This is a genomic window from Streptomyces sp. MRC013, from assembly GCF_023614235.1.
GTDB lineage: Bacteria > Actinomycetota > Actinomycetes > Streptomycetales > Streptomycetaceae > Streptomyces.
The window spans coordinates 1,209,640-1,233,368 of sequence record NZ_CP094264.1 but is presented as its reverse complement, the minus strand read 5'-3'; the positions used below and the strand labels follow the sequence as shown (position 1 = coordinate 1,233,368).

Sequence of the window (23,729 nt, the reverse complement as noted above, 5' to 3'; positions counted from 1 at the left end):
ATCGACGTGGCTGTCGAACAGCACGACCAGCGCGACGCGGTACCGGCGGAGGTCCGGGAGGACCACGCCCGGCTGGCGGAACGGGTCGAGGAGCACCGCTTCCGGTACTACGTGAAGGACCAGCCGGTCATCAGCGACGCCGAGTTCGACCGGCTGCTGCGGTCCCTGGAGGAGCTGGAGGAGCGGTACCCGGAGCTGCGCACCCCCGACTCGCCCACCCAGAAGGTCGCGGGGACGTACGAGACGGAGTTCACCGCCGTCGAGCACCGCGAGCGCATGCTCTCCCTCGACAACGTCTTCGACGACGCGGGGCTGGCCGCCTGGGCCGAGCGCGTCGGGCGCGACGTCGGCTCGGCGGAGCACCACTTCCTGTGCGAGCTGAAGGTCGACGGCCTCGCCGTGAACCTGACGTACGAGAAGGGCCGGCTGACGCGCGCGGCGACCCGCGGGGACGGCCGCACGGGCGAGGACATCACGCCGAACGTGCGGACCATCTCCGACGTCCCCGACCGGCTGGAGGGCGACCGCGTCCCGGACCTCGTGGAGATCCGCGGCGAGGTCTACTTCCCGATGGAGGAGTTCGAGGAGCTGAACGCACGGCTGGTCGCCGCCGGCGACAAGCCGTTCGCCAACCCGCGCAACGCCGCGGCCGGTTCGCTCCGCCAGAAGGACCCGCGCGTCACGGCCGCGCGCCCGCTGCACATGGTGGTGCACGGCATCGGCGCGCACGAGGGCCTGGCCCTCGACCGCCTGTCCGAGGCCTACGCGCTGCTCCACGGGTGGGGCCTGCCCACGGCGCGGCACAACCGCGTGGTGGAGGGGATCGACGGGGTGCGGGAGTTCATCGCGCACTACGGCGAGAACCGCCACTCGGTGGAGCACGAGATCGACGGCGTCGTCGTCAAGCTGGACGAGATCCGCCTCCAGGGCCGCCTCGGCTCCACCTCCCGCGCCCCGCGCTGGGCCATCGCGTACAAGTACGCGCCCGAGGAGGTCAACACCAGGCTGGTCGACATCCGCGTCGGCGTCGGCCGCACGGGCCGCGTCACTCCGTACGCGCAGGTGGAGCCGGTCACGGTGGCGGGTTCCGAGGTGGAGTTCGCCACCCTGCACAACCAGGACGTGGTGCGGGCCAAGGGCGTCCTCATCGGCGACACGGTCGTGCTGCGCAAGGCCGGCGACGTCATCCCGGAGATCCTGGGACCGGTCGTCGACCTGCGCGACGGCGGCGAGCGCGAGTTCGTCATGCCGTCCGAGTGCCCCGAGTGCGGGACGCCGCTGAAGCCCATGAAGGAGGGCGACGTCGACCTGCGCTGCCCGAACGCCCGCACCTGCCCCGCCCAGCTGCGGGAACGCCTGTTCTACCTGGCCGGGCGCCGCTGCTTCGACATCGAGAACTTCGGCTACGTGGCCGCTGCCGCGCTCACGCGCCCCCTGGAGCCGGCCGAGCCGCCGATCGCCGACGAGGGGGACCTGTTCGACCTGCGGGCCGACCGGCTGCGGGACATCAAGGCGTACGTCCTGGACCAGAACAGCGGGCTGCCCAAGCGCGACCCGAAGACCGGCGAGGAGAAGGTCGTCACGGTCTTCGCCAACCAGCAGGGCGAGCTGAAGAAGAACGCCCTCGCGATGCTCGCCAACATCGAGGAGGCCAAGCGGCGTCCGCTCGCCCGGGTCATCACGGCCCTGTCGATCCGCCACGTCGGCCCCGTCGCCGCCGGGGTGCTGGCCCGCGAGTTCCGCTCCGTCGACCGCATCGAACAGGCGACCGAGGAGGAGTTGGCCGCCGTCGAGGGCGTCGGACCCGTCATCGCCGCGTCCCTGAAGCAGTGGTTCGCGGAGGACTGGCACCGCGAGATCCTGCGCAAGTGGCGTGCCGCGGGCGTCCGGATGGAGGAGGAGCACGCCGGAGGGGACGAGGGCCCGCGTCCCCTGGAGGGGCTCGCCGTCGTCGTCACCGGCACACTGCGGAACCACACGAGGGACAGCGCGAAGGAAGCGCTGCAGGGCGCCGGTGCGAAGGTGACCGGGTCCGTGTCCAAGAAGACGGCGTTCGTGGTGGTGGGGGAGAACCCCGGCTCCAAGTACGACAAGGCGGTGCAGTTGAAGGTCCCGGTGCTGGACGAGGACGGCTTCGCCGTCCTGCTCGAACAGGGCCCCGACGCCGCCCGCGAAGCCGCCGTCCCGTTCGAGCAGCAGGAGGGCGCCTGAGCCGAACAGGCCGGAAGACATCACCCGTTCGGCGCATACCGGCCGCATAAGGGTGGCGGGGTGGCAATCGGGCAAGAGCTGTAGAGCGCTGCCCGTGAACGCCCTCCGCGGCCTACTGTTGTGACGTGCGCCTGTTCTGTACGGCCACGTTGGGCGAATCCGGCCGCGGTGACGGGTCACCGGGCCATCACGAGGCAGAGGCAACGGCACCGCCGGCTGTGAGAGGGACGGAATGAAACCGACCGAGAGTGCCGATCCGGTCACACGGCCGCGTGTGCGAGCGCGGCGCGCGGCGGCCCTGGAAGGCCTCCTCTCCAGACTGCCCGTCGTCGTCGTGGCCCTCGCCTGCGTCGCGGTCGCCACCGGCCTGCACCGCGCCGTGAGCGGGGGGCACGCCCTCTTCCCCGGCGGGACGACCGGTTGGTCCCTCGCCGTCCTCACCGGCATCGTCGTCGGCCACCTCGTCGCCCTCGGCCCCGAGCGCTGGTGGGGCGGCACGGGCTCCGGTGCCGCCCTCACCCTCGCGGTGCTGCTCCTGTTCGGCTGGGTCCCCGCCGGCCTGGTCAGCCTCGCCGTCGTCGTCCTCGTCGGCGCCGCCCGCAGGCACCGCTGGCGGCAGGGCCTGCTGCACGGCGCCGCCGACGTCCTCGGCATCGGCGGCGCCGCGCTCGTCCTCGCCGCCTTCGACGACGTGCCCTCCGTCGAACGGCCCTGGCAGCCGCTCGAATGGGGGATCGCCGCGGTACCGGAGGTCGCCCTCGCCGCGGGGACGTACCTGGTGGTGACCCGGCTCGCCCTGTGGTACACGCGCGCCCCGCGGATCGGCGACCTGCCCACGGCCGTCCGCACGGCGCTGCTCCGGCAGTGCCTCGTCGCCGTCGCCCTGCTCGGCATCACCCCGCTCATCTGCGTGGTCGCCGTCGCCCTGCCGGTCCTGCTGCCGCTGTTCGCCGTGCCTTTAATCGCCCTCGACTCCACGCTCTGGATCGCCCGGGCCCGCGCCGAGGAGCAGCTCCGCGACCCGCTCACCGGCCTCCCCAACAGGCAGTGGCTGCTCGAACGCACCTGGGCCGCCCTGGAGGCCGCCGAGGCCGACGGCCGGCGCGCCGCGCTCGTCCTGATCGACCTCGACCGCTTCCGGTCCGTCAACGACACGCTCGGCCACCTCGCCGGCGACCGGCTCCTCCTGCAGATCGCGGAGCGCCTGCGCCTCGCCCTGCCGCGCGGCGCCGAGGCCGCCCGGCTCGGCGGCGACGAGTTCGCCGTCCTCCTGCCGGCGGTCGACTCCACGACCAGCGCCCAGCGCGTCGCCCGCCACCTCGCCGCCGACCTGTCGTCCCCGCTCGACCTCGACGGGCTCACCCTCGTCCTGGAGGCCAGCGCCGGCGTCGCCGTCTTCCCCGACCACGCCCTCGACGCCGAGGAGATCCTCCAGCGCGCCGACGTGGCCATGTACCAGGCGAAACGGGACCGCACGGGCGTCGAGGTGTACGAGTCCAAGCGCGACTCCAACACCCCGGACCGGCTCGGCCTCCTCGGCGACCTGCGCCGCGCCCTCGACGCGGGCGAGGTGGAGCTGCACTACCAGCCCAAGGTCCGCTTCGACGGCCACGTCGCCGGCCTGGAGGCGCTGGTGCGCTGGGTCCACCCGGAGCGCGGCCGCGTCCCCCCGGACGAGTTCATCGCCATCGCCGAGTCGTCCGGCCTGATGCCGCACCTCACCGAGTACGTGCTGGAGACGGCGCTCGGCCAGGTTGCGCGGTGGCGCGCCCAGGGGCTGGAGGTCCCCGTCGCGGTGAACGTCTCCCCGCGCGACGTGCACAGCCCCGGCTTCGCCGGCGCCGTCGCCGCCCGCCTCGCCCGCCACGGCGTCCCCGCGGGCGCACTGCAACTGGAGATCACGGAGCACGTCCTCCTGGAGGACCCGCAACGCGCCGCCGACACCCTCGCCGGCCTCACCGGCCACGGGGTGAAGATGTCCCTGGACGACTTCGGCACGGGCTACTCCTCCCTGGTCCACCTGCGCCGCCTGCCGGTCAGCGAGCTGAAGATCGACCGCTCGTTCGTCGCCCGCCTCGCCGTCGACACGGAGGACGCCGAGATCGTCCGCTGCACCGTGGACCTGGCCCACTCCCTCGGGCTCCTCGTCGTCGCCGAGGGCGTGGAGGACGACGAGACCTGGGAGCGCCTGCGCGACCTGGGCTGCGACGCTGTCCAGGGCTGGCTGGTCGCCGCCGCGATGCCGCCGCACGAGACGACGGCCTGGCTCCGCGCCCGCGGCGTGCACGGCTGGCAGCGGCCCGCGAGGACGCTCCCTGCCGCCCCGTCCGACCACTCCTCCGACCACCCGTCGAGCCACCCCGTCACCTAGGAGGAGGGCAAACCGTTTCACGGGCATCGCGGCGGGACCCATAGGATTGGGCCACAACCCAATCACTCACCCCTGAGGATCGCTGCATGCCTGGCATCACGCGCGAGGAGGTCGTCCACCTCGCCCGGCTGGCGCGTCTGGAGCTGGGGGACGAAGAGGTCGACCACTTCGCCACCCAGCTCGACGACATCATCGGCGCGGTCGCCCGCGTCTCCGAGGTCGCCGACCAAGACGTCCCGCCGACCTCCCACCCGCTGCCGTTGACCAACGTCATGCGCGCGGACGAGGTCCGTCCGTCGCTCACCCCCGAGCAGGCGCTCTCCGGGGCCCCGGCCCGGGAGCAGCAGCGTTTCAAGGTGCCGCAGATCCTCGGGGAGGACTGACCGACATGACGGATAGCACCATCGTCAAGCTCACCGCCGCCGAGCTCGCGGCGAGGATCGCCTCCGGCGAACTCACCGCCGTCGAGGTCGCCGAGGCACACCTCGCGCGCATCGAGGCGGTCGACGAGAAGGTCCACGCCTTCCTCCACGTCGACCGCGAGGGCGCCCTCGCGCAGGCCCGCGCCGTCGACGCCAAGCGCGAGCGCGGCGAGCAGCTCGGCCCGCTCGCCGGCGTCCCGCTCGCCCTGAAGGACATCTTCACCACGCGCGACATGCCGACCACCGTCGGCTCGAAGATGCTCGAGGGCTGGATCCCGCCGTACGACGCGACGCTCGTCGCGAGGCTGCGCGCCGCCGACGTGGTCATCCTGGGCAAGACGAACATGGACGAGTTCGCCATGGGCTCCTCCACCGAGAACAGCGCCTACGGCCCGACCGGCAACCCCTGGGACCTCACCCGGATCCCGGGAGGCTCCGGCGGCGGCTCCTCGGCCGCCCTCGCCTCGTACGAGGCCCCGCTCGCCATCGGCACGGACACCGGCGGCTCCATCCGCCAGCCCGCCGCCGTCACCGGCACGGTCGGCGTCAAGCCGACGTACGGCGCGGTGTCCCGGTACGGCATGGTCGCCTTCTCCTCCTCCCTCGACCAGGGCGGCCCCTGCGCGCGCACGGTCCTGGACGCGGCCCTCCTCCACGAGGTGATCGCCGGCCACGACCCGATGGACTCCACGTCCATCGACGCACCCGTCCCGCCGGTCGTCGAGGCCGCCCGCAACGGCCGCGTCCGGGGGACGCGCGTCGGCGTCGTCAAGCAGTTCCGCGGCGAGGGGTACCAGGCCGGCGTCGTCCAGCGGTTCGACGAGGCCGTCGAGCTGCTGAGGGAGCTGGGCGCCGAGGTCGTCGAGCTGGACTGCCCCTCCTTCGACCTGGCGCTCTCCGCGTACTACCTGATCGCGCCCTCCGAGTGCTCGTCCAACCTCGCCCGTTTCGACGGCCTGCGCTACGGCCTGCGGACCGGCGACGACGGCACGCGCTCGGCGGAGGAGGTCACCTCCCTCACCCGCGAGGCCGGCTTCGGCGACGAGGTCAAGCGCCGCATCATGCTCGGCACGTACGCGCTCAGCTCCGGCTACTACGACGCGTACTACGGCTCCGCGCAGAAGGTCCGCACGCTCATCACGCGCGACTTCGAGAAGGCCTTCGAGCAGGTCGACGTGATCGTCTCCCCGGCGACCCCGACCACCGCCTTCCCGATCGGCGAGCGCGCCGACGACCCGATGGCCATGTACCTGGCCGACCTGTGCACCATCCCGACCAACCTCGCGGGCAACGCCGCCATGTCGCTCCCCTGCGGCCTGGCCCCGGAGGACGGCCTGCCGGTCGGTCTGCAGATCATCGCCCCGGCCATGAAGGACGACCGCCTGTACCGGGTGGGCGCCGCGGTCGAGGCCGCCTACGTGGCACGCTGGGGCCACCCGCTGCTGGAGGAGGCTCCTTCGCTGTGAGCGACGCACACGCGGCCGCCGGGCCGCGGACGACGACGAAGACCGCACCTCTGCGCCGCGTGGGCGGAGAAGCGAACGGAGGAGCACTGTGAGCGCACTGAGCAAGGCCAAGGGCTTCAAGAAGTCGAGGGCCGGCACGTACCTGTCGATCGCCACCACCGCGTTCGGCGCGATGAGCGTGGTCAAGCAGGCCCGCAAGGCCCGCACCGAGAGCGACGCGCTCCTGCTGCTGGACGCCGTCGTGTCCGCCGCCGCCATCGCGACCGGCCTCGCCATCCTGGTGCGCGAGCTGAAGCGCGTCGGCGACGACGACGTCCTGTTCGGCTGAGAGGGAATGTTTCCACCGTGACCGTCACGACTGACCTGGTGTCGTATGAGGACGCCCTCGCCACCTTCGAGCCCGTCATGGGCCTGGAGGTGCACGTCGAACTCGGCACCGAGACCAAGATGTTCTGCGGCTGCTCCACCGAGCCGGGCGCGGAACCGAACACCCAGACCTGCCCGGTCTGCCTCGGCATGCCCGGCGCGCTGCCCGTGGTCAACGCGACCGGCGTCGAGTCCGCGATCAAGATCGGCCTCGCGCTGAACTGCGAGATCGCCGAGTGGTGCCGCTTCGCCCGGAAGAACTACTTCTATCCGGACATGCCGAAGAACTTCCAGACCTCCCAGTACGACGAGCCGATCGCCTTCGACGGTTACCTGGACGTCCAGCTGGAGGACGGCGAGATCTTCCGCGTGGAGATCGAGCGCGCCCACATGGAGGAGGACACGGGCAAGTCGACGCACGTCGGCGGCGCGACCGGCCGCATCCACGGCGCGTCCCACTCGCTGCTCGACTACAACCGCGCGGGCATCCCGCTGATCGAGATCGTCACCAAGCCGATCGTCGGGGCCGGCGACCGCGCCCCCGAGATCGCCAAGGCGTACGTCGCCGAGCTGCGCGCGCTGATCCGCGCCCTGGGCGTCTCCGAGGCGCGCATGGAGATGGGCCAGATGCGCTGCGACGTGAACCTGTCGCTGCGCCCCGTCGGTACGGAGAAGTTCGGCACCCGCAGCGAGACCAAGAACGTCAACTCGCTCCGGTCCGTCGAGAGGGCCGTCCGCTACGAGGTCCGGCGGCACGCCGCGGTCCTCGTCGGCGGCGGGACGATCGTCCAGGAGACCCGCCACTTCCACGAGGACGACGGCTCCACGACGTCCGGCCGGGTGAAGGAGGAGGCGGAGGACTACCGCTACTTCCCGGAGCCCGACCTCGTGCCCGTGGCCCCGCCCCGGGAGTGGGTGGAGGAGCTCCGCGCCGGACTGCCCGAGCTGCCGCGGGTGCGCCGCAACCGGCTGCGCGAGGAGTGGGGCGTCTCCGCGCTGGACATGCAGTCCATCCTCAACGCCGGGGCGCTCGACCTGATCGTCGCCACGACCGAGGCGGGCGCCCAGGCCGACCAGGCGCGCAAGTGGTGGATGGGCGAGCTGTCCCGGCACGCCAACGAGGCCGGGACCTCCCTGGACGAGCTGGCCATCACCCCGGCGCAGGTCGCCCGGGTGGCGGAGCTGGTGTCCTCCGGCGACCTCAACGACAAGCTGGCCCGCCAGGTCATCGAGGGCGTCCTCGGCGGCGAGGGCGACCCGGACACCGTCGTCGAGAAGCGCGGCCTGAAGGTCGTCTCCGACGAGGGCGCCCTGGGCGCCGCCGTCGACGAGGCCATCGCCGCGAACGCCGCGATCGCCGACAAGATCCGCAGCGGCAAGGTCGCCGCGGCCGGCGCGCTGGTCGGCGCGGTCATGAAGGCCACGCGCGGACAGGCCGACGCGGCCCGGGTGCGGGAGCTGATCCTGGAGAGGCTGGGCGTCGCCGAGGGCTGAGCCGGAGCCGTACGGGCGTACGGGGGCGGTGCACCGGGAGCCGGCGTACCGCCCTTCGTGCTGCACGTGCGGTGAGCAAGCCCATCAAACGGGCGCAAAGCCGCTGTTCGGTGTCAAAGTTGCCTCCTGTACGGTCACGCGTCCTCCCGGAGGCCTCCGGCGCAGGGCCAGAACCTCCGAGCAGGGAGCGAAGTCCTTGGCAGCCATCGCCCGGTGGTGCATGCGCCACCGCCTCGCCGTCGTACTGCTCTGGCTCGCCGCCCTCTGCGGCGCCACGGCGGCCGCCGGAGCCGTCGGCCCCGCCTACTGCGACGACTACGAGATCCCGGGCACCGAGTCCGGCCGGGCCGCGGCCGTGCTCCGGGAGGCGTTCCCCGACCGGAGCGGCGACAGCGCCACCGTCGTCTGGCACACCGAGCGCGGCGACGTGCGGGAAGGGGCCGTCGAACAGCGCGTCACCGCCATGCTCGACGAGGTCGCCGGGCTGCCCGGAGTCACCGCCGTCGCCACCCCGTACGGCCCCGCGGGGCTCCCCGGGGCCGCGGCCCCGCGAGGCGGGGCGGACGGCGGGCGGATCAGCGGGGACGGCCGCACCGCCCACGCCACCGTCGCCTTCGACCGGTTCGCCGACGACATCCCCGAGGCGGAGGCCCGCGCCTTCGTCGACACCGCCCGCGCCGCCGCCGGCGACGGCCTGCGGGTCGAGGTCGGCGGCCCCGTCGCCGCCCTCACCGAGGGCGGCGGCTCCCACGCCGCGGAGGCCGTCGGCGTCGCCGTGGCGGCGGTCGTCCTCCTCCTCGCCTTCGGCTCCCTCGCCGCCAGCGCCCTGCCCATCGCCACGGCCCTGGTCGGCGTCGGCACCGCGTACTCGGGCGTCGCCCTGCTCGGCCACCTCATGACCGTGGCCGACTTCGCCCCGATGCTCGGCACGCTCATCGGCCTCGGCGTCGGCATCGACTACGCGCTGTTCGTCGTCACGCGCCACCGCCAGGGCCTCAAACGCGGGCTCGACGTCGCCGGGGCCGCCCGGGACGCCCTCGCCACCACCGGCCGGGCCGTCGTCTTCGCCGGCGCCACCGTCTGCATCGCCCTGCTCGGCATGCTGGTCCTGCGGCTGGACTTCCTCGACGGCGTTGCGGTGGCGGCCTCCCTCACCGTCGTCCTCACCGTCGCCGCCTCCGTCACGCTGCTGCCCGCCCTGCTCTCCCTCATCGGCGTGCGGGCCCTCTCCCGCCGCGAGCGCCGCCGCCTCGCCGAGCACGGTCCCGGACCGGAGACGGCCACCGGGTTCGCCGCCCGCTGGTCCGCCTTCGTCGAACGCCACCCGAAGAAGCTGGGCGCCGTCGCCGCCGTCGTCATGCTCGTCCTCGCCCTGCCCACGCTCTCCCTGCGCCTGGGCACCTCCGACCAGGGGAACGGCCCCGTCGCGGCCACCACCCGGCAGGCGTACGACCTGCTCGCCGAGGGCTTCGGGCCCGGCGCCAACGGGCCGCTCACCCTCGTCGCGCGGATCGACGGCGCCGGCGACCGCCTCGCCGCGGACCGGCTGCCCGCGCGGCTCCGCGCCACGGAGGGCGTCGAGTCGGCCGGTCCCGTCGAGTACGGCGGCGACGCCGCCGTCGTTACCGTCGTACCGGACTCCGCGCCCCAGTCGCGGCGGACCAGCGACCTGGTGGACCGGCTGCGCGCCGACGTGCTGCCCGCCGCCGTGGCCGGCTCCCCGCTCGACGTGCACGTCGGCGGCGTCACGGCGGCGCACGACGACTTCGCGCGGGTCGTCGTCGGCAAGCTGCCGCTGTTCGTCGGCACCGTGATCACACTGGGTTGCCTGCTCCTGCTGATGGCCTTCCGGTCCGTCGGGATCCCCCTGAAGGCCGCCGCGATGAACGTCGCCGCCGTCGCCTCGGCGCTCGGAACCGTCGTGGCGGTCTTCCAGTGGGGCTGGGGCAGCGAGCTCCTCGGTCTCGGCCGGGCCGGGCCCGTCGAACCGTTCCTGCCGGTCATCGCCGTCTCCGTGCTCTTCGGCCTCTCCATGGACTACCAGGTGTTCCTGGTGAGCCGGATGTACGAGGAGTGGCTGGAGACCGGTGACAACCGGCGGGCCGTCCGCGTCGGCCTCGCCGAGACCGGCCGCGTGATCAACTCCGCCGCCGTGATCATGATCGCCGTGTTCCTGGCGTTCGTCCTCTCCGGCGACCGCGTCATCGCGATGTTCGGCATCGGGCTGGCCGCCGCCGTCGCCCTCGACGCGTTCGTCCTGCGGACCCTGCTCGTCCCGGCCCTGATGCACCTGCTCGGCGGCGCCAACTGGTGGATGCCCCGCTCCCTCGACCGCTGGCTGCCCCGCATCGGCATCGAGGCCCCCGCGGACCGCGGGCCGGCGTGTGCGAGGATTCCGGGGAAGCGCACGAGCGGCGAGGGCGAACTCGTGCCGTAGTCCCGCCGGTCGGCGGGGGAGGGGGAGCACGATGAGCCTGTTCGGCCTGTCCCTGGGGGACGGGGCGGAGCTGGGGCCGCTGGAGCCCTGGCAAGCCGAGGAGTACCTGGCCCACCTCGACCGGGGCCGCGAGTACGTCGGGCGGTACATCGCCCTCGCCGACGTCGCCCCGGACCTGCCGTCCGCACGCGCCTTCCTCCAGTCGTACGCGGACAAGGCCGCCGCCGACACCGGCCGCATCCTCGGCATCCGCCAGGACGGCACCCTCGTCGGCGGGGTCATGCTCCGCACCATGGACGCCGCCGCCGGCACCTGCGAGGCGGGCTGCTGGCTGGAGCCGGCCGCCGTGGGCCGGGGCCTGGTGACCCGCGCCGCCCGCGCCCTCGTCGACTGGGCGGTCGAGGTGCGCGGCATCCACCGCGTCGAGTGGCTGGTCGCCTCGGGCAACACCGCCAGCGTCAACGTCGCCAAGCGGCTCGGCATGGCCAGGGACGCGGTTCTGCGCGAGGCCCACCTGTACCGGGGAGTACGCCACGACCTGGAGGTCTGGTCCGTCCTCGCCCCCGAATGGCGCGCCCTCCGCGCGGGCGGGGACGGCGCATAGGACCCCCCGCGCCTCCCGTGCGGCCGGGCCCGCCCCGGGGCCGGGGCGGGACACCGCCGGCGGGAAGGCGCCGCGCGGCCCCGCAGGCCCCGGAGCCTCCGGGTCGTCAGCCCGCCCTCACTCCACCTCCAGCAGGAGGATCCGGTCGTCGCCGGCCTCCGGCGTGCCGCGTCCGTCGGTCTCGCTGGTGACCAGCCACAGCCGGTTCCCGCCCGCCGCCGCCACCGTGCGCAGCCGGCCGTGGGCGCCCTCCAGGAACGCCTGGGGCGCCGCCGACGCCTTCTCGCCGGACAGCGGGACCCGCCACAGCCGCTCGCCCCGCAGCCCGGCCATCCACACCGAGCCGCGTACGACGGCGATGCCGCTCGGCGAGGCGTCGGCCACCGGCCACTGGGCGACCGGCTCGACGGAGCCGTCCCCGCCGCCCCTGCCCTCGGTTCCGGGCCAGCCGTAGTCCCCGCCGGGCCTGATCAGGTTCAGCTCGTCCCAGGTGTCCTGCCCGAACTCGGCGGCCCACAGCCGCTTGCCGGCGTCCCACGCGAGGCCCTGGACGTTGCGGTGCCCGTACGAGTACACGACCGAGTCCGCCTCCGGGTTCCCGTGCACGGGCTGCCCGTCCGGGGTCATCCGCAGGATCTTGCCGCCCAGCGAGGCCCTGTCCTGCGCCAGCCCCGTCTCCCCCGTCTCGCCGGTGCCCGCGTACAGCATCCCGTCCGGGCCGAACGCGATCCGGCCGCCGTTGTGGACGACGCCCTTCGGAATGCCCCGCAGGACCGTGTCGGGCGCGCCCAGCTGCTGCCCGGCCGGCCGGCCCTCGTCGTACAGCATGCGGGCGATGCGGTTGTCGGACTCGGTGGTGAAGTACGCGTAGACCAGGTGGTCCTCGGCGAACTTCGGGGACAGGGCGATGCCCAGCAGGCCGCCCTCCCCGCCGGGCGCCACCCCCGGCACCTCGCCGAGCACCGTCAGCCCGCCGGTCTCGGCGTCGACGCGCGTGACGGTCCCCTCGTCGCGCGAGGAGACCAGCAGGTCGCCGCCCGGGAGCGCGGCCAGCCCCCACGGGGACCTCAGCCCCCGGGCGACCGTGGACACGACGCGCACGGAGCCCTTCGCGGGCGGCGCGGTGACGGAGGGGGACGGCGAGGGCGAGGACGCGGCGGGGCGGGTCGGGGTGCCGGCCGCGGGGCCCGCGGGGCCGTTCCCCCCGCCCTCCGAGCACCCGGTCGCCAGCAGCAGAGCGGCAGCGGCCGACACGGCCCTCACAACAGGACGTCGCACGTTCTTCGTTCCTTCCCCGGCGGCTGGGTGGAGCCCGTCCCGCCCAGCCTAGGCGCCCCGCCCCGGCCCGAGCGCCTCAGTCCCAGGAGCCCCGCGCCGGCGGGAGCGCCGCGATCTCCGCGAGGTCCCGCGGGGTCAGCGCCAGGCCGGCCGCGCGCGCGTTCTCCACCGCCCAGCGCTCCCGCTTCGTCCCCGGAACCGGGACGACGTGCCGGCCCTGCGCCAGGGTCCAGGCCAGCGCCACCTGAGCCGGCGTCACCCCGGACGCCGCCCCGCCGTGCCGCTCGGCCACCCGGCGCAACCCGGCGACCAGCGGCTGGTTCGCGGCCATCATCTCGGCGGTGAACCGCGGATGCCGGGCCCGCGGGTCGTCCGGCTCGAACCCGCCGCCCGGGGTCAGCGTCCCGGTCAGGAAGCCGCTGCCCAGCGGCATCGCCGCGAGGAACCCCACGCCGCGCGCCGCGCACCACGGCAGCAGCCGCGCCAGCGCCTCCGGCGACCACACGGACAGCTCCGCCTGCACGGTGCTCACCGGGAACACCTGCTGGACGCGCTCCAGCCGGCGAACCGTTCCGTCGTACAGGTCGTACGGAGCCCCGCGCCGCGTCCCGCGCACCCCCACCGCGCACCACCCCAGCGCGCGCACCTTCCCGGCGGTCACCAGCTCCGCCATGGCTCCCCAGGTCTCCTCGACCGGCACCTCCGGGTCGGGCCGGTGCAGCTGGTACAGGTCGATCACGTCCGTCTGGAGCCGCCGCAGCGACGCGTCGCAGGCCCGGCGCACGTACGAGGGGCGCCCGTCGGCCACGATGTGCCCGTCGCCCACCAGGAGCCCGCACTTGGTCGCGACGAACGCGTCCGCGCGCCGCTCCCTCAGCACCCGGCCCAGCAGCAGCTCGTTGGTGAACGGCCCGTACATGTCGGCGGTGTCGAGCAGGCTCACCCCCGCGTCGAGCGCGGCGTGCACGGCGCGCAGCGAGCGGTCGCCGCGCTGCTGGGAGGCGCTGTACGCCCAGCTCATCGGCATGCAGCCGAGGCCGACCGCCCCCACGTCGAGCCCGGTCGCCCCGAGTGTCCTGCGCTCCAACTCCCCGTACCTCCCTGTGCAGCCCACCAAAACTAACCAATGGGGGGCCGCCGTCTTCGCTTAGCCTCCTGGCATGACCGCTGCCGATGCGACCGCCGACGTGTGGCTGCCCGTGCCCGCCGACGGGATCGAGGGCCTCCCGGACCCGTCCGCGGCCGGGCTCGCCTACCGCTTCTGGGACGGCGGCCCCGACCTCCCGGCCGACCCGGCCCGCTGCGCCTTCTACGTCGTCCCGTACATGAAGGGCACGGAGGTCGCGGTGCGCCCGCTCGCCGCGATGACCTCGCTGCGGGTCGTCCAGACCCTGACCGCCGGCGTCGACCACGTGACGCCGGGCCTCCCCGACGTGCCGCCGGGCGTGGTGCTGTGCAACGCCCGGGGGGTCCACGAGGCGAGCACGGCGGAGCTCGCCCTGGCGCTGGTGCTGGCGTCGCTGCGCGGCATCCCCGGGTTCGTCCGGGGCCAGGACCGCGAGGAGTGGCGGGACGGCTTCTACCCGGCGCTCGCCGACAAGTCCGTGCTGATCGTCGGGTACGGGGCGATCGGCGCCGCCGTCGAGGACCGGCTCGCACCCTTCGAGTGCGCGCGGGTCGCTCGGGTCGCGCGCTCCGCCCGCACCACCGCGCGCGGCCCCGTGCACGCACTCACCGATCTGCGCGATCTCCTCCCCGAGGCGGACGTGGTGATCCTGTCGACCCCGCTCACCGAGGAGACCCGAGGCCTCGCCGACGCCCGCTTCCTGTCCCGCATGAGGGACGGCGCGCTGCTCGTCAACGTCGCCCGCGGCCCCGTCGTGGACACCGGAGCCCTCCTCGCGGAGGTCGAGGGGGGCCGCCTCACCGCCGCCCTGGACGTCACCGACCCCGAGCCGCTGCCGGCCGGGCACCCGCTCTGGCACGCGCCCGGTGTGCTGATCAGCCCCCATGTCGGCGGCTCCACCTCGGCGTTCACGCCTCGCGCCAAGCGGCTGGTCGCCGATCAGCTCACCCGTTTCGCGGCCGGGGAGCCGCTGTGCAACGTCGTCCTGACCACCGGTTAGATCACGCCGTCCGGCACACCTCCTGGGCAACCACCCCCGGCGCGTGCCAGCGGCATGTTCCACCGTCCCGCCCCGGCGGAACGTACCGGTGCGCTCCACCCGCACCGCCGGTACGCCCGGACCGATACGATCCGGAGCGATTCGGGTGCAGTGCGTACGTATAGCCGACTCGATCGTTACGCAGCGTATAAAGCCCCTGTCGCTGTGTGACGATCCTGGTGTATCGTCGCGACGCGGGGGCACGTCGGACATGAGGACCGGCACCGGGGAAGACGTGATGCCGACGTGATTGCCGATCAGAATCCGAGGGGGGCGACGGGCGATGCGCGGTCGATGCAGCGACGATCCGAAGCGGCGGGGCGGCCGGACCTTCCGGGCCGGACCCCTCCCGACCGAAAGATTCCGGACGGAAACCCTCCGGATGGGAGCATGCCGATGAGCGCCCCCGGCGCCGTCGCCGACCGCGCGCCGGCGACCGGCGGCGCGCTCTGCGGCCCTTCCGGCGTCAGGGACGGCACGAGGGGGAGGCTGCTCCTCGTCCTCCTCTGCGGCGGCTACGCCACGGGGGCCCTGTTCGGCTGGGGAACCGAGGGGCTGGCGATGGTCATGGGCGATTTCGGGCTGAGCGCCGCCGCCCTGGCCGCCGCGGTCTCGTGCTTCCGTTGCGCCCGGGCCCACCGCGGTCCCTTCCGCCCGGCATGGCTGCTGTTCGCGCTGTCCTCCGCCATGGCCGCCTGCGGCAACGCCGTCTGGGGGTGGTACGAGGTGGTACTCCACCGACCGGTGCCCGACCCCTCCCTCGCCGACCTGTTCTTCCTGCTCTTCGCACCCCCGTTGATCATCGCCCTGCTCGTCCTCGCCAAGCGCCCCGTCACCCGCGCCAGATGGGTCTGCCTCGTACTGGACTCCTGGCTGATCGCCGGCTCGCTGCTCACGCTGTCCTGGAGCCTCGCCCTGGCCCACACGGCCCGCTTCGACGGCGAGAGCGTCGCCCGCGCGGCCCTCTCCCTGGCCTATCCGCTCCTCGACATCGTCCTCGTGAGCATGCTCCTCGCCCTGCACTTCCGCCACTCCAGAGCCAACTACTCGGCGGTCCGCACCGCCGTCGCCGCACTCGCTCTCACCGTGCTGTGCGACGCCCTGTTCACCTCGCCGCTGATGCGGGACACGTACCGCTCGGGACAGCTCCTCGACGCCGGCTGGTTCACGGGCTCCCTGCTCCTCGCCTACGCCCCCTGGAGCGCGCACAGGACGGCCGGGACGCCGCCCCCGGAGCGCGCGCAGCGCCCCCCTGGCCGCACCATCGCCGGCTCGCTCACCGCGCTCGCGCCGTACCTCGCGGCCGGGGTCTGCACCCTCAGCATCCTGTACTTCTTCGTCGAGGGCCGTCGTGTGGACCGCTTCGTCGTCCTCACCGGCTGCACGGTCGTGCTCGCCCTGGTCGTCCGCCAGGGCATCATGCTGCTCGACAACATCGCGCTCGCCCAGGAACTGGCCCAGAAGGAGAACCACTTCAGGTCCCTGGTCCAGAGCTCCAGCGACGTCATCATGATCGCCGCGCCCAGCGGCGTCCTCCACTACGTCAGCCCCGCCGCGTCCGGCGTGTACGGACGGGAGGCCGAGGAGCTCGTGGGCACGGAGCTGACCGCCCTCATCCACCCCGACGACCTCGGCGGCGTCGTCCACGAGGTGCGCAGGTTCCTCGCCGCCCCGCCGTCCGAGGAGCCCACCACGCGCATCGAGTGCCGCTTCAGGTCCGGTACGGGCGAATGGCTCAACGTCGAGTCCACCGTCAACCGCCACCAGGGCGGCCTGATCTTCAACAGCCGGGACGTCACCGAGCGCGTCCGCCTCCAGGCCCAGCTCCAGCACAACGCCGAACACGACCCGCTCACCGACCTGCCCAACCGCGCGCTGTTCACTCGGCGCGTACGGCAGGCCCTCGGCGGACGCCGCTCCGGAGACTCCGGCGCGGCCGTGCTCTTCATCGACCTCGACGGCTTCAAGGGCGTCAACGACCGCCTCGGCCACCAGGCCGGCGACGAACTGCTGGTCCAGGTCGCCCGCCGCCTCCAGGACTCCGTGCGCTCCGGGGACACGGCCGCCCGGCTCGGCGGCGACGAGTTCGCCGCCCTCATCGCCGGGGGCACCGGGCACGACCCCGCCGCCCGGGAGCTCCGGATCCACGAGATCGCCGACCGGCTCCGCCTCGCGCTCTCCCAGCCGTACCGGATCGAGGGGGCCGAGGCCCGCGTCGCCGCCTCCATCGGCGTCGCCTTCGCCGAGCCCGGCATCACCGCCGGCGACCTCCTGCGCAACGCCGACCTGGCCATGTACCGCGCCAAGGCCGGCGGCAAGAACCGCGTCGAGCTGTACGCGCCCCAGATGCGGGTCGAGGCCGTCCGCCGCGCGGAGTCGGCCGCCCGGTCGCGCACCGCACCGCACGACGGGGAGTTCGTCCTCCTCCACCAGCCCGTGGTGGAACTGGCCACGGGCCGGATCGCCGCCGTCGCCGCGCAGGCCCGCTGGCGCTCCGCCCAGGGCATCCTGTTCAGCCCCGCGGAGTTCCTCCGCGTCGCGGACGGCGCCGGGGAGCGCGGCGCCGAACTCGGCCACTGGATGCTGGAGGAGGCCGTCGCGCAGGCCGCCGAACGCCACCGCCGGGGCCATCGCGTCCCCGTCTGCGTCCGTGTGCCCGCCCGCCGCCTCCTCGACCGGTCCGGACCGCTCGGCGCGGTCGAGACCCTCCTCGCCCGGCACCGCCTGCCCGCCGGCGCACTCGTCGTCGAACTGGCCGACAGCGACCCGTGCCTCTCCTCCGACGAGCTGGAGCAGCGACTGGTCGCCCTCCGCCGGCTCGGCGTCCGCGTCGCCCTCGACGGCTTCGGCGGCGGACACGCCGCGATCAACGCCCTCCGGCGGCTCCCGGTCGACATCCTGAGACTGGACCGGGGCCTCGTGGAGGGGGTGGCCGAGTCCCCCAGACTCCACAAGATCACCGGCGGGCTGCTCAGGATCGCCGGCGACCTCGGCCTCCAGACCGTCGCCGAAGGCGTCGACGTACCGGACCAGGCCCGCGCCCTGCGGTCCATGGGCTGCACGCACGCGCGGGGGACGGTCTTCTCCGGGTCGCTCGAGGAACACCGGCTCCACCGGGCCCTGGTGCGCGGCGTCTTCCCGGTCCCGGGCAAGGCGCCCCTGCCGGTCCTCGCCGGCGGAGCGGTCCCCACCCAGGCGCTCCCGTCCCGTTCTCTCCCGCCGATGTGTTCACATAATGAGACTCGCGTCCCACCCACTTGACACCGGCAGTGCGCTGGGTGGAGGGTCGGAGCCATGCGCACCCGAATTCTCGTAATCGGAAAGCGCGCCGGCTGAGCGGGTCCTCCACGGCCCTGCGGATCCTCCACCGGCGCGCTCCCCTCGCTTGCCTCACGGCACGAGGGGTTTTTTGTTGCACGGGCACCTCGCGACACACTCTGACAGACACCGACAGACCCGCCGAAAACTCTCGTCAAAACCCTCAGCTTCGAGAAGAGAATGCCGATGACCGAGCAGGCCACCGGGGCCCACCCGCAGCCGCGGCCCCGTTCCGGCGGACAGCCCTCCGCCACCGCTGAGCACGTCACGGGTGCCCAGTCCCTGATCCGCTCCCTCGAGGAAGTCGGGGCCGAGACGGTGTTCGGCATCCCCGGCGGCGCGATCCTGCCCGCCTACGACCCGATGATGGACTCCGTCAGGGTCCGGCACGTCCTGGTCCGCCACGAGCAGGGCGCCGGCCACGCCGCGACCGGCTACGCCCAGGCCACCGGCAAGGTCGGCGTCTGCATGGCCACCTCCGGCCCCGGCGCCACCAACCTGGTCACCCCGATCGCCGACGCCCACATGGACTCCGTCCCGCTCGTCGCGATCACCGGCCAGGTCGCCTCCAAGGCGATCGGCACCGACGCCTTCCAGGAAGCCGACATCTGCGGCATCACCATGCCGATCACCAAGCACAACTTCCTGGTCACCCGCGCCGACGACATCCCGAGGACCATCGCCGAGGCCTTCCACATTGCCTCCACCGGCCGTCCGGGCCCCGTCCTGGTCGACATCTCCAAGGACGCCCTCCAGGCGAAGACCACCTTCAGCTGGCCCCCGCAGACGGACCTGCCCGGCTACCGCCCGGTCACCAAGCCGCACGCCAAGCAGATCCGCGAGGCCGCCAGGCTGATCACCTCCGCCAGGCGCCCGGTCCTCTACGTCGGCGGCGGCGTCCTGAAGGCCCGCGCCACCGCGGAGCTGAAGATCCTCGCCGAGCTGACCGGCGCCCCCGTCACCACCACGCTGATGGCCCTCGGCGCCTTTCCCGACACCCACCCGCAGCACGTCGGCATGCCCGGCATGCACGGCTCCGTCACCGCCGTCACGGCGCTGCAGAAGGCCGACCTGATCGTCGCGCTGGGCGCCCGCTTCGACGACCGCGTCACCGGCAGGCTGGACAGCTTCGCCCCGTACGCCAAGGTCGTCCACGCCGACATCGACCCGGCCGAGATCGGCAAGAACCGCGCCGCCGACGTGCCGATCGTCGGCGACGCCCGCGAGGTCATCGCCGACCTGGTCCAGGCCGTCCAGGCGGAGCGCACCGCAGGCCGCACCGGGGACTACGGCGCCTGGTGGAAGGACCTCAACCGCTGGCGCGAGACCTACCCCCTCGGCTACGACCAGCCGGAGGACGGCAGCCTCGCCCCCCAGCAGGTCATCCGGCGCATCGGGCAGCTCGCGCCCGAGGGCACGATCTTCGCGGCCGGCGTCGGCCAGCACCAGATGTGGGCCGCCCACTTCATCGACTACGAGACGCCGGCCACCTGGCTCAACTCCGGCGGCGCCGGGACCATGGGCTACGCCGTCCCGGCGGCCATGGGCGCCAAGGCCGGAGTCCCGGACCGCACCGTCTGGGCCATCGACGGCGACGGCTGCTTCCAGATGACCAACCAGGAGTTGGTCACCTGCGCGCTGAACAACATCCCGATCAAGGTCGCCATCATCAACAACGGCGCCCTCGGCATGGTCCGCCAGTGGCAGGCGCTCTTCTACAACCAGCGCTACTCCAACACCGTCCTGCGCTCCGGCCCGGAACCGTCCGCCGGGGACCCCGGCGCCGGCACCCGCGTCCCGGACTTCGTGAAGCTGGCCGAGGCGATGGGCTGCGTGGCGATGCGCTGCGAGCGCCCCGAGGACCTGGACGCGGTCATCGCCGAGGCCAACGCCGTCAACGACCGCCCCGTCGTCGTCGACTTCATCGTCCACGAGGACGCCCAGGTGTGGCCCATGGTCGCCGCAGGCACATCCAACGACGAGGTCATGGCCGCCCGCGGCGTCCGCCCCGACTTCGGCGACGGCGAAGACGACTGAGAGAGAGCTGAGCCGAGAAACCATGTCCAAGCACACCCTCTCCGTCCTGGTGGAGAACACCCCCGGCATCCTGGCCCGGATCGCCGCCCTCTTCTCCCGCCGCGGCTTCAACATCGACTCGCTCGCCGTCGGCGTCACCGAGCACCCCGACATCTCCCGCATCACCATCGTGGTCAATGTCGAGGACCTGCCGCTGGAGCAGGTGACCAAGCAGCTCAACAAGCTGGTCAACGTCCTGAAGATCGTCGAACTCGAGCCCGGCGCCGCGATCCAGCGCGAGCTCGTCCTGGTGAAGGTCCGCGCCGACAACGAGACCCGCTCCCAGGTCGTCGAGATCGTCCAGCTCTTCCGCGCCAAGACCGTCGACGTCTCGCCCGAGGCGGTCACCATCGAGGCCACCGGATCGAGTGACAAACTCGAAGCGATGCTGAAGATGCTGGAGCAGTTCGGCATCAAGGAGCTCGTCCAGTCCGGCACGATCGCCATAGGGCGCGGCTCCCGGTCCATCACGGACCGGTCGCTGCGCGCCCTCGACCGCTCGGCGTAGTCCGGGCGCCGAGACCCCGACTCCCCGACCCCTCCCCGCCGTACGGTGGGACGCACCACCAGACCATCCAAGGAGAAACCCAGTGGCCGAGCTGTTCTACGACGACGACGCCGACCTGTCCATCATCCAGGGCCGCAAGGTCGCGGTGATCGGCTACGGCAGCCAGGGCCACGCCCACGCGCTGTCCCTGCGCGACTCCGGTGTCGACGTCCGCGTCGGTCTGCACGAGGGCTCCACGTCCAAGGCGAAGGCCGAGGAGCAGGGCCTGCGCGTCGTCACCCCCGCACAGGCCGCGGCCGAGGCCGACCTGATCATGATCCTCATCCCGGACCCGATCCAGGCCCGGGTCTACGAGGAGTCCGTCAGGGACAACCTGAGGGACGGCGACGCGCTGTTCTTCGCCCACGGCTTCAACGTCCGCTTCGGCTTCATCAAGCCCCCGGCCGGCGTGGACGTCGCGCTGGTCGCCCCGAAGGGCCCCGGCCACCTGGTCCGCCGCCAGTACGAGGAGGGCCGCGGCGTCCCGGCGATCGCCGCCGTCGAGCAGGACGCCACCGGTGGTGCCTTCGCCCTCGCCCTCTCGTACGCCAAGGCCATCGGCGGCACGCGCGCGGGCGTCATCAGGACGACCTTCACCGAGGAGACCGAGACCGACCTGTTCGGCGAGCAGGCCGTGCTCTGCGGCGGCGCCTCCGCACTGGTCAAGGCGGGCTTCGAGACCCTGGTCGAGGCCGGCTACCAGCCGGAGATCGCCTACTTCGAGTGCCTGCACGAGCTGAAGCTGATCGTCGACCTCATGTACGAGGGCGGCCTGGAGAAGATGCGCTGGTCGGTCTCCGAGACCGCCGAGTGGGGCGACTACGTCACGGGCCCGCGCGTCGTCACGGACGCCACCAAGGCCGAGATGAGGAAGGTCCTCTCCGAGATCCAGGACGGCACGTTCGCCAAGAACTGGATGGACGAGTACCACGGCGGCCTGAAGAAGTACGAGGAGTACAAGAAGCAGGACTCCGAGCACCTGCTGGAGACCACCGGCAAGGAGCTGCGCAAGCTCATGAGCTGGGTGGACGACGAGGCGTGAACCTCCCGGCGGCGGGGACGGGCGCACCGCCCGTCCCCGCCGCCCCTCCCTCCCCGCCCGTCCGGGGGCCCGTCCGCGGTGCCCGGCCCCGTGCGGGTGATCCGGCGGAGGGACACGGCGCTCGGCCCCCGCCGCCACTACACTGCACAGCAACACGCGTCAGGCCCACAGCGTCGTGCGTCTTCCACGCGGCATGCCACCCCCCAACGCCTGCGGCCGTCGGGACGGCCGTCCGCACTGGACTTGTGAGGACCTCACGTGAGCTCGAAACCCGTCGTACTCATCGCCGAAGAGCTGTCGCCCGCCACCGTCGACGCCCTCGGCCCCGACTTCGAGATCAGGCACTGCGACGGCGTGAACCGGGAGGAGCTGCTCCCCGCCGTCGCCGACGTCGACGCCATCCTGGTCCGCTCCGCCACCAGGGTCGACGCCGAGGCCATCGCCGCCGCGCGGAGGCTCAGGGTCGTCGCCCGCGCCGGCGTGGGCCTGGACAACGTCGACGTCTCCGCCGCCACCAAGGCCGGCGTGATGGTCGTCAACGCCCCCACGTCCAACATCGTCACCGCCGCCGAGCTCGCCTGCGGCCTGCTGATCGCCACGGCCCGCAACATCCCGCAGGCCAACGCCGCCCTGAAGAACGGCGAGTGGAAGCGCAGCAGGTACACCGGCGTCGAACTGAGCGAGAAGACCCTCGGCGTCGTCGGCCTCGGCCGCATCGGCGTCCTGGTCGCCCAGCGCATGTCCGCCTTCGGCATGAGGGTCGTCGCCTACGACCCGTACGTCCAGCCCGCCCGCGCCGCGCAGATGGGCGTCAGGCTGCTCTCCCTGGACGAGCTGCTGGAGACCTCCGACTTCATCACCGTCCACCTGCCGAAGACGCCCGAGACGATCGGCCTCATCGGCGACGAGGCGCTGCGCAAGGTCAAGCCGACCGTCCGCATCGTCAACGCCGCGCGCGGCGGCATCGTCGACGAGGGGCGCTGCACGCGGCGCTCAAGGAGGGCCGCGTCGCCGGCGCCGGCCTCGACGTGTACGCCGAGGAGCCGTGCACGGACTCGCCGCTGTTCCAGTTCGACCAGGTCGTCTGCACGCCGCACCTCGGCGCGTCCACGGGCGAGGCGCAGGAGAAGGCGGGCATCGCCGTCGCCCGCTCGGTCCGCCTCGCCCTCGCCGGCGAACTGGTCCCCGACGCGGTGAACGTCCAGGGCGGGGTCATCGCGGAGGACGTCAAGCCGGGCCTGCCGCTGGCCGAGCGCCTCGGCCGGATCTTCACGGCCCTCGCCGGCGAGGTCGCGGTCCGCCTCGACGTCGAGGTGTACGGCGAGATCACCCAGCACGACGTCAAGGTGCTGGAGCTGTCCGCCCTCAAGGGCGTCTTCGAGGACGTCGTCGACGAGACCGTCTCGTACGTCAACGCCCCGCTGTTCGCGCAGGAGCGCGGCGTCGAGGTGCGGCTCACCACGAGCAGCGAGTCCCCCGACCACCGCAACGTCATCACCGTCCGGGGCACGCTCGGCAGCGGTGAGGAGGTCGCCGTGTCCGGCACGCTGGCCGGCCCCAGGCACCTCCAGAAGATCGTGGCCGTCGGAGACTTCGACGTGGACCTCGCGCTCGCCGACCACATGGTCGTCCTGCGCTACGAGGACCGCCCCGGTGTCGTCGGCACGGTCGGCCGGATCCTCGGCGAGGCCGGCCTGAACATCGCCGGCATGCAGGTCTCCCGTGCCGAGGAGGGCGGCGAGGCGCTGGCGGTCCTGACCGTCGACGACACGGTGCCGCAGCCGGTCCTCGCGGAGCTGGCCGACGAGGTGGGCGCGACCTCCGTCCGCTCGGTCGACCTGACCTGACGGCCCCCGCCCCACCGGCGCCCGCCCGCACCCCCGTGCGGGCGGGCGCCGCGCGCCGCACGGCCGTTCCGCGCGCCGCCCGCCG

The 23,729-nt window shown here is 73.3% G+C and carries 15 protein-coding genes and 1 pseudogene; 14 read left to right on the top strand and 2 right to left on the bottom strand.

Translation table 11 applies throughout. The annotated features are described in order from the left end of the window. The first annotated feature begins 6 nt into the window (after positions 1–6). From ligA to LUW75_RS05385, 8 genes are all read left to right on the top strand, one after another. Positions 7–2,211 (top strand): NAD-dependent DNA ligase LigA, encoded by a 2,205-nt coding sequence (gene ligA / locus LUW75_RS05420; RefSeq protein WP_250334600.1) that lies wholly within the window; start codon positions 7–9, stop codon positions 2,209–2,211. 232 nt (positions 2,212–2,443) lie between these two features. After that, a complete protein-coding gene (locus LUW75_RS05415) occupies positions 2,444–4,582 on the top strand; it encodes a putative bifunctional diguanylate cyclase/phosphodiesterase (protein WP_250334599.1) in 2,139 nt (712 codons plus the stop codon). Positions 4,583–4,668: 86 nt separating this feature from the next. Beyond that, complete coding sequence (gene gatC / locus LUW75_RS05410; RefSeq protein ID WP_168438730.1) at positions 4,669–4,965, top strand: Asp-tRNA(Asn)/Glu-tRNA(Gln) amidotransferase subunit GatC; 297 nt, start codon at positions 4,669–4,671, stop codon at positions 4,963–4,965. Positions 4,966–4,970: 5 nt separating this feature from the next. Continuing rightward, positions 4,971–6,470: an Asp-tRNA(Asn)/Glu-tRNA(Gln) amidotransferase subunit GatA gene (gene gatA, locus LUW75_RS05405; RefSeq protein WP_462933693.1), complete on the top strand. Its 1,500-nt coding sequence runs from the start codon at positions 4,971–4,973 to the stop codon at positions 6,468–6,470. Between the two features lie 88 nt (positions 6,471–6,558). Then, positions 6,559–6,798: a hypothetical protein gene (locus LUW75_RS05400; RefSeq protein WP_250334598.1), complete on the top strand. Its 240-nt coding sequence runs from the start codon at positions 6,559–6,561 to the stop codon at positions 6,796–6,798. A gap of 17 nt (positions 6,799–6,815) precedes the next feature. Then, a complete protein-coding gene (gene gatB / locus LUW75_RS05395; protein ID WP_250334597.1) occupies positions 6,816–8,330 on the top strand; it encodes an Asp-tRNA(Asn)/Glu-tRNA(Gln) amidotransferase subunit GatB in 1,515 nt (504 codons plus the stop codon). Positions 8,331–8,526: 196 nt separating this feature from the next. Further along, positions 8,527–10,767: an MMPL family transporter gene (locus tag LUW75_RS05390; protein WP_250334596.1), complete on the top strand. Its 2,241-nt coding sequence runs from the start codon at positions 8,527–8,529 to the stop codon at positions 10,765–10,767. A 37-nt stretch (positions 10,768–10,804) separates the two neighbouring features. After that, complete coding sequence (locus LUW75_RS05385) at positions 10,805–11,371, top strand: GNAT family N-acetyltransferase (RefSeq protein WP_250337555.1); 567 nt, start codon at positions 10,805–10,807, stop codon at positions 11,369–11,371. A gap of 117 nt (positions 11,372–11,488) precedes the next feature. Here LUW75_RS05385 and LUW75_RS05380 read toward each other — a convergent pair whose 3' ends face one another. Together LUW75_RS05380 and LUW75_RS05375 are read right to left on the bottom strand one after the other, a co-directional pair. Further along, positions 11,489–12,634 carry a PQQ-dependent sugar dehydrogenase gene (locus LUW75_RS05380; protein WP_250337554.1) on the bottom strand — a complete coding sequence of 382 codons (1,146 nt, stop codon included), beginning with the start codon at positions 12,632–12,634 and terminating at the stop codon, positions 11,489–11,491. Between the two features lie 91 nt (positions 12,635–12,725). Next, the gene (locus LUW75_RS05375) at positions 12,726–13,736 is read right to left on the bottom strand and encodes an aldo/keto reductase (RefSeq protein ID WP_250334595.1); all 1,011 of its coding nucleotides are present in this window, start codon (positions 13,734–13,736) and stop codon (positions 12,726–12,728) included. A 73-nt stretch (positions 13,737–13,809) separates the two neighbouring features. On the opposite strand from LUW75_RS05375, the gene LUW75_RS05370 reads away from it, so the two are divergent. From LUW75_RS05370 to serA, 6 genes and pseudogenes are all read left to right on the top strand, one after another. After that, entirely contained in the window at positions 13,810–14,775 is a 966-nt protein-coding gene (locus tag LUW75_RS05370; RefSeq protein ID WP_250334594.1) for a 2-hydroxyacid dehydrogenase, read from the top strand. 435 nt (positions 14,776–15,210) lie between these two features. Beyond that, on the top strand, positions 15,211–18,075 hold the full coding sequence (locus LUW75_RS05365) for a putative bifunctional diguanylate cyclase/phosphodiesterase (protein WP_250334593.1): 2,865 nt from the start codon (positions 15,211–15,213) through the stop codon (positions 18,073–18,075). A gap of 243 nt (positions 18,076–18,318) precedes the next feature. After that, the gene (locus LUW75_RS05360; protein WP_250334592.1) at positions 18,319–20,169 is read left to right on the top strand and encodes an acetolactate synthase large subunit; all 1,851 of its coding nucleotides are present in this window, start codon (positions 18,319–18,321) and stop codon (positions 20,167–20,169) included. A 22-nt stretch (positions 20,170–20,191) separates the two neighbouring features. Beyond that, a complete protein-coding gene (gene ilvN, locus LUW75_RS05355; RefSeq protein ID WP_168439028.1) occupies positions 20,192–20,716 on the top strand; it encodes an acetolactate synthase small subunit in 525 nt (174 codons plus the stop codon). 82 nt (positions 20,717–20,798) lie between these two features. Beyond that, complete coding sequence (gene ilvC / locus LUW75_RS05350; protein WP_250334591.1) at positions 20,799–21,797, top strand: ketol-acid reductoisomerase; 999 nt, start codon at positions 20,799–20,801, stop codon at positions 21,795–21,797. Positions 21,798–22,055: 258 nt separating this feature from the next. After that, positions 22,056–23,644 (top strand): annotated as a pseudogene (gene serA / locus LUW75_RS05345) (phosphoglycerate dehydrogenase). Positions 23,645–23,729: the final 85 nt, after the last annotated feature.